The sequence below is a fragment of the Butyrivibrio sp. AE2032 genome (assembly GCF_000702965.1).
Window position 1 is genome coordinate 176,392 of record NZ_JNLF01000004.1, and the last position, 12,329, is coordinate 188,720.

The following is a 12,329-nucleotide window of genomic DNA, read 5'->3' on the forward strand; positions in this document are numbered from 1 at the left end:
TCGCGAAATGCAAATCCGGGCGGTGTCACGCCTTCCTGACTGCACTCTTTTTGAAGATCTTGGCCTTGAACTTATTGATCCATTCGGTAGCTTCTTCCATGCGCAGTATAACAGCCATGGCAAAGTAAACGACTATCGCAACAACACCCTTGACTGCATCTATCATGAGCTGCATGATCTTTCCGCCGTTTGCGGGAAGCCAGATATTTACAATAAATACGACAGCACTCATGACAGCGGCGCAGAGTGCAGCCTTCAGGAGAAATCTTACTATCCCGTGCGGAGCAAGTTCCTTACGTCTGCAATAAGTGATGCCGAGCATGATCATCTGGCATATATTGGCAAAGGAATAAGCGAGAGACAAAGAGATCGGGCCGGCACCGAGCGTGACAAGCAACTGACATGAGAGCGGAGTCATTACAAGTGAGATAAGGCCTGATATCAAAGGCACCCTGGTCTGACCGATCGCATAAAATGCCTGATTGAAGACATGCACAACAGTCGCAGTCACGATAGCGATGCAAAAGCCAAGAAGGAATGTTGACGCTGAATGTGCATTGAGATCCGTATAATTGGACGAAGGCCACTGATAGATTGCCTTTACCACATCGACGCTCAGCACGGCGATTATGGCAGCTGACGGTATGGTCATGAAAAGCGCGCTCTTCATTGAACGGGAAACGAGTTCAGATGCCTTCGAATAGAGGTTCGATTTGTAGGCGCCTGCGAGTTCCGGCGTCATTACTGTCGTGATCGCAACGACGAAAACGGTATAAGGTATCTGCCAGATCGTCGATGCATTTCTGTAACCCCAGACATGGATCTCTCCGAACTGCAGTGCAAAACGGTAGAGGACTACCGTGTTTATCTGGATTATGGATGCAGATATGAGGATCGGGATCGCGCGCCTGAACAGCTGAAGGAATTCCTTGTCCATCGGTTTGAATATGAACCGGAACTGCTTCATCTGCCTGAAGCCGAACGAATACTGGCATACAAAATATATTGCTGTAGCAACAAGGATGCCGGCAGTAGTCATTACGAGATTCTTCTGTGAATTGCCGCCGAAGATGATAACGGCGACGATGACCAGGATATTATAAAGCAGAGGTCCGAATGAGGTAATGGTAAAGCGCCTGTACGATATCAGGATACCGTTGCACAGCGCGGCCAGCATTATGAAGAATATCTGCGGGAATAAGAATTTGGATGCCTGAGCAGCGAGCATCAGGACCTCAGGCTTTATGTCATCCTTCCCTATCGCATAAAGATTATAGATCGGTTCTGAGAATATGGTGCCTAATGTGCATACTACGAGCATGCCTACACTTACGACTGAAACAAAAATGCTTATCGTACGGACGCCTTCCTTCTCCTTACCAACCGCAAGCTGCGCGCTCAGATAAGGCGCAACAGTGGAAAAGATGGCTCCGCCGATCAGGAGATTAAAGAACAGGTCCGGTATCGTGAATGCAAGCGAATATGCAGCGCGGTATATGCCTGCCTCGTCGCAAAACTTCCTGCCGAGAATGACATCGCGGATAAGTCCAGAAAACTTTACGATGATGCTGCCCAGGCCGACAACAAAAGCGGCCAGCCCGAAGCTCATACCCTTTTTCTTTTTTGGTGACGCAACTGCTTTGTTGCCTGCTCCGTTATTCTCAGCCACTTATTCTCTGCCTTCCATGATAAGCGTAATAGCGGTATTCAAAGCCGCAAGAGCGGTCGTCGAACGCACAAGATCTCTTCCGCCTCCGAGATCCATCCTGTATGAACCCGAAATGCATCCTTCCACATTTGGTCCTGAATAGCAGTACCCCACAAAGACCGTTCCGACAGGCTTTCCGGGGAGAGCTCCAGTGGGACCGGCTATACCGGTGACGGCAACTGCCAGATCGACACCGAGGATGGCTTTCGCACCCTCTGCCATTGCAACGGCGCATTCATCCGAGACTTCAGTATTTGCATCTATTATCCCGGACGGAACACCGAGCACGCGCTCCTTTATCTCATTCGTGTATGAGACTACAGAACCCTTGAATACTGCAGATGCGCCCGGTACATTAACGACTGAAGAAGATATCATGCCTCCTGTAAGACTTTCGGCAAAACCGAAAGTTATCTTCTTTTCTGAAGCAAACTGAACGAGTTCTTCAGCTTTGAGACTAAGTCCTTCGCTCTCAGTCATTGCCCTTCCTCGCTTTCCTCTCGAGCCATTCGGTCTCGGTGATAAGGATCTTTCTGGGCTTGCTTCCCTCAAAAGGTCCGATGACCTTCGCCTTCTCAAGTTCATCTATGAGTCTTGCGGCTCTCGGATAACCGATGCCGAGTCTTCTCTGGAGTACGGATACGCTCGCGCTTCCGTTCTCGATTACCGTCTGTACAGCCTGATCGAAAAGATCGTCGCCGTCAGAAGATCCGCCTGAAGAGCCGCCCGAAGAAGAACCGGAACCCTGGTCTTCGCCAGAAGTTACTCTGTCGATATCCTTGATGATCGATTCGTCATACATTGACCCGTAAGTCTTCTTGAGGAAGTTGACGACGGATTCGACCTCTGCGTCAGACAGGAATGCACCCTGGCCTCTTACAGGCTGGGGAGCGCTCATCGGTGCATAGAGCATGTCGCCCTTACCGAGGAGCTTCTCGGCTCCGTACTGATCGAGTATTGTTCTGGAATCTACGCCTGACGTAACGGCGAATGCTATTCTGGAACCGATGTTGGCTTTGATGACACCTGTAATGACATCAACGGAAGGTCTCTGCGTTGCGATCAGCAGGTGGATTCCCGCTGCTCTTGCGAGTGCCGCAAGTCTGGAGATATATGTCTCGACTTCCTTGGCAGCGACCATCATGAGCTCCGCAAGCTCGTCGATAACTATAAGGATAAGCGGCAGATGCTCAGCTTCGGGAACATCCTGATACTTTGAATTAAAGCCTTTTATGTCTCTTACCTGGCCTTCTTCAAAGAGCTTGTATCTCCTCTGCATCTCAGCAACTGCCCAATTAAGTGCGCCTGCAGCCTTCTTCGGATCGGTGATGACCGGCATGATGAGATGCGGTGCGCCGTTATAAACAGAAAGCTCAACGACCTTGGGGTCGACCAGGATCATGCGCACTTCTTCCGGTGAAGAATGAACAAGGATACTTGTAAGTATGGAGTTGATACATACCGATTTACCCGAACCCGTGGAGCCGGCGATCATGAGGTGAGGCATCTTTGCAAGATCGCAATAGATCGGTCTTCCCGGGATATCTCTTCCGAGAGCTACGGTTAGCGGTGTTGATGCCTTGAATTCCTTTGTTTCGACCAGGCCTCTCAGGTGAACGGCAGTCGGTACATCATTAGGGATCTCAATACCGATCGCACTCTTTCCGGGGATAGGCGCCTCGATTCTTATGGAGATTGCTGCCATTGCGAGCATGATGTCATCCTGCAGACCGGTGACTCTCGATACCTTCGTACCTGTCTCGAGCGTCAGCTCAAATCTCGTGATCGACGGACCATGCGTTATATTTATGACATTTGCAGTAATGCCGAAGCTCTTAAGGGCTTCTTCGAGTTTTCTTGCCTTCTCTTTGAGTTTTCTGTCGAGATCCTTGTCAGCCTGCTGCTTCTCATCAGGTGCCAAAAGATTGACAGGTGCGGGTCTGTAATTTCTGAGTTTTCTCTTCTGCATCTGAAGCGCTGCTTCATGCCTCTTAGTCTCTTCAGCATACTCAATGTCAGGAACGTTCTTTACGGCATTATCCTTCCTGGCATCCTTAAACACCCTGCCTTCGGTCCTGCTGAAACCCTCTCTGTCTTCATTGCCCGCATTAATGGTTATCTCTCCGGGGTCTTTTGACGGAACGGGTGCGGCCGGAGGAACCGGTACGGGAACAGACTGTCCCTGTGCTTCAGCCGGCTGGTTATTCACAAACTGGCTGATCCACGGCTCTCTTACCGAACGTTCGGGTTCTGAATAGTCATAGCCGGAACCTTCCGCTTCCTCCCTGATCTCATAAGGGTCTTCAGAACCGCTGTAGATATCTGTTTCCGCATCAGATGCTGATGGTTCCTGACTGCCCTTGTTTTCGGACGGAGTCAGATCATAGAAATCGTTGCTCTTGGGATCGAGGAAAGAAAGCGGCTTCTTGGCCTTTGTCTTCTTTGCCTTGCCGGGAACGCTCAGAGGGTCTGTAGTATATCCGAAATCAGCAGAAGGATCGCGGCCCTCCGATACCTTGTATTCCTTCTCGTTATAAGCGATCTTTCCGGGCTCCTGGTCAACAGCATGCACCTGTCCTCCGGTAAGCTTATCGACATCTGTAAATCCCGAACTGCCGTCGATCGGAAGATTTGTCATGAAAGGTCCCTGCTTCTCGGGATTTCCGCCGTTCTGAACAAAGCGCGAACCGCTGTTTGCGCGGTTATTATCCGAGATCATGCCGTTGTTGCCATAAGTTACGACAGCAGTCCTGCCTGAAGCATTTCTTCTCTGAGGCTCAGGATCACCGTATCCGTTGCCTGAATAGATCCTGTAATTCTGATCTCCCTGCTTATGTCCTTTGTGTGAGACGACGGAATCGTATACCTTGCCTGATGCGGTGCTGATGGCTTGGGCCGTCTTCTTTGCGGTTGCTTTTATGGATACCCTGAACACGAGCAGGATCTGAGTGAGCAGGAAGACAATTATTGTCATTACTCCGATCACTTTGCCTGTAACCTCATAAAGCGCTACGGCTATACCGCCGCCGATGATGCCACCGGTGAGCACGTAAGAAGAACTTGCAGGGTTGCCGATAAGATTTATGTCTGTTCCCGATTCCCACAAGAGCGAAAGAGCCTTAAGCGCCGATGTCTTGCCTTCGGCGTTCTGGCACAGTCCCTCGAAATAGATCATGTCCATCGATATGAGCGCAAGGAGCGCCGATACGGAAACAAGAAGCAGTATTATGCTCCTGACTCTGATTCCGGATACGCCCTGCCTTTTCTCAAAAAAAACATCAAGCGCAACATATAGTATATAAACGGGGATCGCATAGGCAGCAACACCGATAAGTCCGAGGAAAAACGACTTAACGGCTGAACCGATTATACCCGTAAGGGATACAGGAAGATAAAAGATCAGGATTATTGCGATCGCTGCAAAGAACAGAACGATCCCGGCAGCTTCTTTGCGTGACGTGTCTCTGCTCAAATTCCGAACCTCCTGGCAGCCTTATACAAAAGGACCAGCGTCTTGGCGTCCTTTATCGAGCCGTTTTCGGCCATCTCGAGAGCTTCTTTCAGCGGTAACTTCACTGTAGCTATATATTCGTTCTGGTCGGGATCTCCTCCCTGATAGACCAGACCTGTCCCGATAAAGAGACTGATGATCTCGGAGCAGTATCCGGGAGTGGCAGCAATGGCGCCGACGCTCTCGATATTTCCTGCGACAAATCCTGTTTCCTCAGTGATCTCTCTGGTAACGCAGGCAAGAGGCTCTTCACCTTTCTCGAGTTTGCCGGCAGGCGCTTCGAGCATTACCTTCTCAAAGGGGCTCCTGAACTGCTTTACAAGATAGCAGAAGCCTTCATCATCAACGGGAAGGATGCATGCTCCGCCCGGATGCTTTACGATCTCCCTCTTGGCAGCTCTGCCCTCGGGAGTAGTGATATCCTTTACCTCTACGTCAAAGATCCTGCCTTCGAAAACAGTTTTCGAAGAAACAGTCTTCTCAAACAACATATCGTCACTGCAATTGATCTTACCCATCAATCTTTCCCCTTATTGCTGCTGATCTTCTTCCATTCTGCCACGGCGAGCTCGTCACAACGGTTATTGAACTCATTGTCTGCATGTCCCTTGACCTTATGGAAAACGACCTTATGGGTTGAAGTTAGCACCAGAAGTTCCTTCCAAAGGTCGCTGTTGGCAACTTCAGCCTTGGCGCTGTTTTTCCAGCCGTTCCTTATCCATTTGCCTATCCAGTCCTGAGCGAACGCATTTACCACATAGGCACTGTCACTGTAGACATCGACCTTACACGGGCGTTTTAAAGCACGGAGGCCTTCTATGACCGCCATAAGCTCCATACGGTTATTGGTCGTATTATCCTCGCCTCCGGAGAGTTCTTTTTTTGCTCCGCCGGCCATGAGGATAGCCGCCCAGCCGCCCGGTCCGGGATTACCCGAACAGGCACCGTCTGTATAGATTGTAACCTCGTTGATGACTGCCATAGAGTATTGGCGGGCTTATTTATTGCCCTTCATCTCCTGGGTCTTGTCGTAAGCGGCCGTAACTGACTTGATGACCGCATTCCTGAGGCCGTTCTCTTCGAGTGCCATTACTCCGGCAATGGTGGTTCCTCCGGGGGAGCATACCATGTCCTTAAGTACCGCGGGGTGCTTTCCCGTCTCGAGAGCGAGCTTGCCCGAACCTGCGACGGTTGCAGCGGCGATCTTAAGAGCGTCTGCCCTCTTGATGCCGAGGCTTACCGCAGCATCTGCCATCGCTTCGATAAAGAGCATGACATAGGCGGGACCGGTTCCGGATACGCATCCTATCGCGTCCAGCGTATTCTCATCGCAGAGGATCGATTCTCCGCATGTGTTAAGAAGCTTTATTACAAAATCAGATTCCTCACTGCTCAGTCCCACGGGGCAGACAGCAGATACGCCGAGTCCTACCTGAGCGGGAGTGTTCGGCATGATCCTTACGAACTTTCTGCCTTCACCGAGGATCTTCCCGATCCTGTCGCATGTTACGGCTGCGGCTATGGAAAGAACAACAGCACCGGGCTCAAGACTGTCCTTTATGCTCTTTAACGCATCGTCGAAATGGACAGGCTTTACTGCCATCAGGATATAATCGGCACCTTTGACCGCTTCCTGAGCGGAAGATGCGGCATTTACTCCGAGTTCTTCGGCGCACTTGGTGCACGCCTCCTCATAAACATCAAAGCACCAGGCTTCCGACGGGCTGATGACTCCGCCCTTAACAAAACCGCCCAAAAGAGCTTTTCCCATGTTCCCGGTACCGATAACTGCCAACCTCATAACTTTTCTCCTTATTTATATATAAGATAAGCGCTACAATCTTAACATTACCCTTGACATAGTGCAAACCAACGAATAAAATACACGTTGCACATAGGGGAGTGGCTCAACGGTAGAGCAGCGGTCTCCAAAACCGCCGGTTGCGCGTTCAAATCGTGTCTCCCCTGCCAACAAAAAAGAGTTTCCGATACTTCGGGAACTCTTTTTTTGTAATCAAATTGTCCCAAAAACGGGTTATTTCTTCCTTATCAGCGATGCGCCGCAGAAAGAACACACACTTTCATTCTCCGCCCTGACGGAACCGCAGTTCGGACAGTTGGTGTAATACTTGTGCTTCAGGAACTCGGCTCTTTCATCCAACTCCTTCTGGACAGCCGCATTTTTTTCGACAAGTTTTTCCGTAACCTCGTCTTCGGTTTTCGTCTGCGCTTTTCTCTTATAGATCTGACCCGCAACTATATACGCGGCAAAAAGAACCATAAAGATACAGGGCGTATAGAAGACAAGGTTATCGAAGAAGACGAAGGGCGCACCCTCCAGGCCCGAATTCTCGAAAACCGGTATGACCAGTTCATAGTAAAAGTTAGTGGCAAAGAGAAAAAGGTTTAATAAGATCCCCGCAATGCCTATCGGAAGGGAAAACTTGAAAAATCTGTCTGCCATCACCCTCTCCTTCCCGGATGCTTATCCGCTTCCTCGTCTGCTGCCGAGATACGGTGAACCGCACCCGATAATCCGTAATCAAAAGACTTGACCTCCAAAGAAGCCCCGCAGAACGTGCATGATCTTAAGGCTTTGGAAGCCTCCGCGCCGCAGTTCGGGCAGTTATTGTAATACCACTTCCTGCTCAGTTGCGATGTTATGAACTCCTCGGTCTTGAGTCTTTCTTCTGCGGCATCGATATCACCGACGACTCTGACCGCGCACTGATATAAGAGCTTGTCCCTGATCTTTACTATCAGGCAGCAGATAAGTGAACTTAGCAAACACAACAGCGAAGGAAGGTAAAAGATAAACTCGTCAAAGAACTTAAATGCCTGGTCGCTCATCGTCGCCCTCTCGAAAAAGGGTATAACGGCTTCATAGAAGAAAAGATTGACCACCATGCATACAAAGCCGATCCACATCCACATAAACAGGTTCAGCCATAAGATCTTCGGAGTCCTGCCGATCAGTTCGCCTACTTTCTTTTTGTTTTCCTCTCCGTATTCCTTGTCGAAAAAAGATATGCAGAAACAATCTTTGGACTTGGCCCAGGATTTTCTGTCACGGGAGATACCGTAAGGTCTGTCGCCTTTCCATATCCTCATACCGAAGGACGGAACATAGCCCTTCAGGAAGTATGATACGACCGATGTCCGGTCATATTCTTTTAGACCGTACAAATAGAAGAAAATGCTGACAAAGAATATTATAAGATTCAGCCAGTTAAGTCCCGGAAGAAAACCTTCCAAGACCATGGCCAACATATACAAGAATATAACAAAACCTACGATGGCGTACGCAGAAAAGCATCCCGTTAAGGATTCATCCCCGTTACCCGAATAACCGCCGCCCGAAAAACCGCCGCCGGAATAACCGCCTCCGGAAAAACCGCTTCCACCGAAGCCGCCGCCGAAACCGCCGCCATGATGTCCGCCTGAGTGGCCTCCTCCACCGTGAAATCCTCCGCTGGCCATATTCCCCTACCCCCGAAAAACATTCTGAAAAATATTATAGATTACGGGGCAATTTTGTAAACAGACAACGGAAACAGATGTTGTATGTCAGGTTGAAGCAGCGGATTCCTGTACGGACTCCTGTACAGATTCCTGCACTGTTTCGGAAACAGCTGCAGAAGATGCAACTGCGAATTTCTCTTCGGTATCAAGGTTATATCTTATCTGTGAGCTGTTCAGAAGCGCCTTGGGCACCACATCGAATGCGATATAGTTGACTTCGTTCTTTGTGACAGGGACCATCCTGAAGGCATAATCTCCCCTTGAATCGAACCTTACATCACTGCCGTTATATTCACCCATCAGCTTGAGTGAGATATCCATGGCATCGTTCATCGTCAGATCGGGATAGAGCGTCAGCAGGATGTTCGAAAAGTACATCCAGACAGGGTTTACGTCTTCTGCATATTCGATATAGATCCTGACATAAGCCAGTTCGTTGTCGGTCTTTCTCGTCGCACCGTCGATTCCGGAATTTACCAGATAGCTCCTGGATTCACCTTCGAAAAAGTCTGCAAAAGACCTGTTCGCGGAAACGATCGCCTTATCGCCTAAAATGCTCGGATTTGTATCAGGATCAACATAATCGATACCAATGAAGCCGATGTCAAGGCCATTATTCATCAGCGCCTTGGAAATATCCGCAGCATCAAATCTGGTCCTGAATTCTTCGAGCGTCATTCCCATGGAAGGACAGATAACGTTGGGAAGGATGAAATATGCGGCACCGACAATGATAGCCACAAATACGAGCAGGAGCGATACGGGAATGAGCGGATCCCTCTTGCACTTCTCGCCGAAGGAAAGCTTTCTGAACTCCTCATTGGCCTTCTTTGTCTCTTCATCTGCTCCGGCTATGCGGACGGTATCGGCAGCATTTTCCTTGCCGTCAGATTCTTCTGCAGTTTCTTCATCTGCAGCAGTTTCCTCAACATCTGACTTCTCTTCAACGGGCTCTTCAGAAGACTCTTCAGACTTTTCTTCCACAGTCTCCGAGAAAACCTCTTCCGTTTCTTCAGCGGCATCCGCCTCAGCGATGTTTCCGGCGTTCTTAACTTCGTTTTCTATATCATTGTTCACGGGCTTTTTACCCTTATTCTTATGTTTTGACATATAGGAATCCTCCCCTTAGACGCGTCTATTATAGTGATAAAGTCCGTTCTTGTAAAACAAGGAACGGGCAAGTTAACCGCGAATCGTGTAAAATAGTTGCAGAAACGCTCATTTCAAAGGGGGATACGGGAATGGCACATCTTTTGATATCAGGCGGTACAAGAGGTATCGGCAAGGCCTGCGTAAAGCTTTTCGCCAGCCATGGCTATAAGGTATCGTCATTAAGCCGTTCAGGCAGATCTGACGAGATCATCGAAGGCGTCACTTACTATCAGTGTGACGTAAAAGATCCCGAAGAGGTCGGACTCGCAGTAAAAAGCGCGGTAAGGTCTTTTGGTGAAGTGGATGTTCTTATCTCGAACGCAGGCATCTCGGTATCAGGGCTTGCACAGGACATGAAGTTCACGGATTACAGAGACGTAATGGATACCAACTTCGGCGGACTCTTTAATCTGGCAAATGCAGTTATTCCGGGCATGGTGGAACAGAGATCTGGCGTAATTCTTGCAGTATCTTCGATGTGGGGACAGACGGGCGCTTCCTGCGAGGCACTCTACTCAGCGAGCAAGGGCGCTGTCGATTCATATATAAAATCACTGGCGAAAGAACTCGGTCCTTCAGGCATAAGGGTCAATGCCGTATCACCCGGTGTCATTGATACGGACATGATGAAATGCTATAGCGATGAGGACAGGGACGCACTCTGCGCGGAAACTCCCGCAGGCAGACTCGGTACTCCTGAGGAAGTCGCGGAAACCCTTTATTTCCTGCAGTCTGAGAAGGCTTCGTTCATCACAGGACAGATAATTGGCGTAAACGGCGGATTCCTGATTTAATTGCTTTGTTGATTTCAATCATTTAAAATATTAAAACTGTCGCGCATTTTTGCGGCAGTAAATATGCCTCAGAAAGGAGAGGATTTTTATGGCTACAAATAATTACTCCAAGATCACACCCGAGATCTTGCGTCTTGCGCAGATCTGTCAGTCAAATGCCATAGATCCGGAGCTCTACACCAAATATGATGTCAAGCGCGGCCTGAGAGACATTAACGGTAAAGGCGTCCTTACGGGACTTACCAAGATCTCCGAAGTCAATGCAACGCAGGTCGTCAACGGCGAGACAGTCCCCGCTCCGGGCGAGCTGTTCTACCGCGGCATCAATGTAAAAGAGATGATCAAGGGACAGCCCGAGGAAATGCACTGCGGTTTTGAAGAGACCACCTATCTTCTTCTCTTCGGAAAACTACCGAATGAACAGGAGTTAAGGGATTTCCGCGCGCTTCTCGCAGAATCGCGTTCCAAGATGCCGAAGAACTTCTTCAGGGACGTTATAATGCAGAAACCTTCATCAGATCTGATGAACAATATCCAGAGAGGCGTCCTCAATCTGTACGCTTACGATACGCAGGCTGCGGACATTTCGATCCCGAACGTACTCCGCCAGTCGCTTGAGCTTATATCAATATTCCCGAGCATCGCTGTCCACAGTTATAATGCAATGCGCTATTATCTCGACCGCGATTCACTGGTTGTACACAGACCGAGACCGGACTTATCGACTGCTGAGAACTTCCTTTACATGCTGAGAGCGGACAACAAGTTCACACCGCTCGAAGCAAAGATATTAGATGTATCCCTCATGCTCCACGCTGAACATGGCGGCGGCAACAACTCCACATTCACGACTCATGTCGTAACAAGTTCCGGCACCGATACCTATGCATCGGTCGTCGCTGCACTGAGTTCCCTTAAGGGACCGAAGCACGGCGGAGCGAACATTATGGTGGTCAAGATGTTCAAGGAACTCGAGAGGAGCATCTCCGACTGGGAAGACAATGACGAGATCCTCGCTTATCTCGAGAAGATCCTTCACAAGGATGCATTTGACCGTTCAGGCGTCATCTATGGCATGGGTCACGCCATCTATTCGATCTCCGATCCCAGAGCACAGATCTTCAAGCGCTATGTTAAAGACCTCTCTGCCGAGAAGGGCCGCAGTAAGGAATTCGAATTCTATGAGAGAGTCGAAAAGCTCTCTGCCGAGCTCATCGCAGCTGAAAGAAAGATCTACAAAGGCGTATCCGCAAACATCGATTTCTACAGCGGCTTCGTTTATTCGATGCTCGGTATCCCGATGGAACTCTATACTCCCCTCTTTGCAATCGCAAGGATCTCGGGCTGGTCGGCACACAGGATCGAAGAGCTGAACGGCAAGGGCAAGATCATCCGTCCCGCATATAAGAGCGTTCAGGAAAGAGTCGAATACCATCCCATAGAAGAGCGCTGATGATCCTCTTGCTCCAACAAGTTTGACCTATGGCTTGATTCCGTTTGAATCAAGCCATTTTTCCACATCACCGGGCAATGCCGATCCGCCGGAATAATGAACAGACAGTCCCTCGCCCATATCTGAATCAGGAGCGAGTTTTGCGATCGCAGTAAGGCTCTGGCCGAACCTTCCGCCGCCGTGAGAGCA

11 protein-coding genes and 1 tRNA gene are annotated in these 12,329 nt (G+C 49.5%); 3 read left to right on the forward strand and 9 right to left on the reverse strand.

Annotated elements, in window-relative coordinates:
• Window positions 1–25 precede the first annotated feature (25 nt).
• The 6 genes from murJ to proC are packed head-to-tail and all read right to left on the reverse strand — an operon-like array spanning window position 26 to window position 7,020.
• Window positions 26–1,669 (reverse strand): murein biosynthesis integral membrane protein MurJ, encoded by a 1,644-nt coding sequence (gene murJ, locus BO18_RS14920; protein ID WP_034447591.1) that lies wholly within the window; start codon window positions 1,667–1,669, stop codon window positions 26–28.
• Window positions 1,670–2,188: a CinA family protein gene (locus BO18_RS14925; RefSeq protein WP_034447592.1), complete on the reverse strand. Its 519-nt coding sequence runs from the start codon at window positions 2,186–2,188 to the stop codon at window positions 1,670–1,672.
• Window positions 2,181–5,180 (reverse strand): DNA translocase FtsK, encoded by a 3,000-nt coding sequence (locus BO18_RS32895; protein ID WP_051688805.1) that lies wholly within the window; start codon window positions 5,178–5,180, stop codon window positions 2,181–2,183. Before BO18_RS32895 ends, BO18_RS14925 begins: the two co-directional genes overlap by 8 nt.
• Entirely contained in the window at window positions 5,177–5,737 is a 561-nt protein-coding gene (locus tag BO18_RS14935; protein WP_034447593.1) for an NUDIX domain-containing protein, read from the reverse strand. The genes BO18_RS32895 and BO18_RS14935 overlap by 4 nt, the downstream gene beginning before the upstream one ends.
• Complete coding sequence (gene rnhA, locus BO18_RS14940) at window positions 5,737–6,201, reverse strand: ribonuclease HI (RefSeq protein WP_034447595.1); 465 nt, start codon at window positions 6,199–6,201, stop codon at window positions 5,737–5,739. The genes BO18_RS14935 and rnhA overlap by 1 nt, the downstream gene beginning before the upstream one ends.
• 15 nt (window positions 6,202–6,216) lie before the next feature.
• Complete coding sequence (gene proC, locus BO18_RS14945) at window positions 6,217–7,020, reverse strand: pyrroline-5-carboxylate reductase (RefSeq protein WP_034447597.1); 804 nt, start codon at window positions 7,018–7,020, stop codon at window positions 6,217–6,219.
• Between the two features lie 95 nt (window positions 7,021–7,115).
• Here proC and BO18_RS14950 point away from each other — a divergent pair.
• Window positions 7,116–7,190, forward strand: a tRNA-Trp gene (locus BO18_RS14950).
• Window positions 7,191–7,254: 64 nt separating this feature from the next.
• Here BO18_RS14950 and BO18_RS14955 read toward each other — a convergent pair.
• The 3 genes from BO18_RS14955 to BO18_RS14965 all read right to left on the reverse strand — a co-directional run bounded on the left by BO18_RS14955 (window position 7,255) and on the right by BO18_RS14965 (window position 9,851).
• Entirely contained in the window at window positions 7,255–7,683 is a 429-nt protein-coding gene (locus BO18_RS14955) for a hypothetical protein (protein ID WP_034447599.1), read from the reverse strand.
• Entirely contained in the window at window positions 7,683–8,699 is a 1,017-nt protein-coding gene (locus BO18_RS14960; RefSeq protein WP_034447600.1) for a hypothetical protein, read from the reverse strand. The genes BO18_RS14955 and BO18_RS14960 overlap by 1 nt, the downstream gene beginning before the upstream one ends.
• 87 nt (window positions 8,700–8,786) lie before the next feature.
• Window positions 8,787–9,851 (reverse strand): hypothetical protein, encoded by a 1,065-nt coding sequence (locus BO18_RS14965; RefSeq protein ID WP_034447602.1) that lies wholly within the window; start codon window positions 9,849–9,851, stop codon window positions 8,787–8,789.
• A gap of 131 nt (window positions 9,852–9,982) precedes the next feature.
• Between BO18_RS14965 and BO18_RS14970 the strand changes: the two genes are divergently transcribed.
• Entirely contained in the window at window positions 9,983–10,687 is a 705-nt protein-coding gene (locus BO18_RS14970) for an SDR family oxidoreductase (protein ID WP_034447605.1), read from the forward strand.
• 88 nt (window positions 10,688–10,775) lie between these two features.
• The gene (locus BO18_RS14975) at window positions 10,776–12,140 is read left to right on the forward strand and encodes a citrate/2-methylcitrate synthase (RefSeq protein ID WP_034447607.1); all 1,365 of its coding nucleotides are present in this window, start codon (window positions 10,776–10,778) and stop codon (window positions 12,138–12,140) included.
• The last annotated feature ends 189 nt before the right edge of the window (window positions 12,141–12,329 follow it).

Excerpts from the sequence above, each read along its gene's own strand:
- BO18_RS14925 (WP_034447592.1), bottom strand. The coding sequence starts at position 2,188 with ATGACTGAGAGCGAAGGACTTAGTCTCAAAGCTGAAGAACTCGTTCAG.
- BO18_RS14935 (WP_034447593.1), bottom strand. The coding sequence starts at position 5,737 with ATGGGTAAGATCAATTGCAGTGACGATATGTTGTTTGAGAAGACTGTT.
- rnhA (WP_034447595.1), bottom strand. The coding sequence starts at position 6,201 with ATGGCAGTCATCAACGAGGTTACAATCTATACAGACGGTGCCTGTTCG.
- proC (WP_034447597.1), bottom strand. The coding sequence starts at position 7,020 with ATGAGGTTGGCAGTTATCGGTACCGGGAACATGGGAAAAGCTCTTTTG.
- BO18_RS14955 (WP_034447599.1), bottom strand. The coding sequence starts at position 7,683 with ATGGCAGACAGATTTTTCAAGTTTTCCCTTCCGATAGGCATTGCGGGG.
- BO18_RS14960 (WP_034447600.1), bottom strand. The coding sequence starts at position 8,699 with ATGGCCAGCGGAGGATTTCACGGTGGAGGAGGCCACTCAGGCGGACAT.
- BO18_RS14965 (WP_034447602.1), bottom strand. The coding sequence starts at position 9,851 with ATGTCAAAACATAAGAATAAGGGTAAAAAGCCCGTGAACAATGATATA.
- BO18_RS14970 (WP_034447605.1), top strand. The coding sequence starts at position 9,983 with ATGGCACATCTTTTGATATCAGGCGGTACAAGAGGTATCGGCAAGGCC.
- BO18_RS14975 (WP_034447607.1), top strand. The coding sequence starts at position 10,776 with ATGGCTACAAATAATTACTCCAAGATCACACCCGAGATCTTGCGTCTT.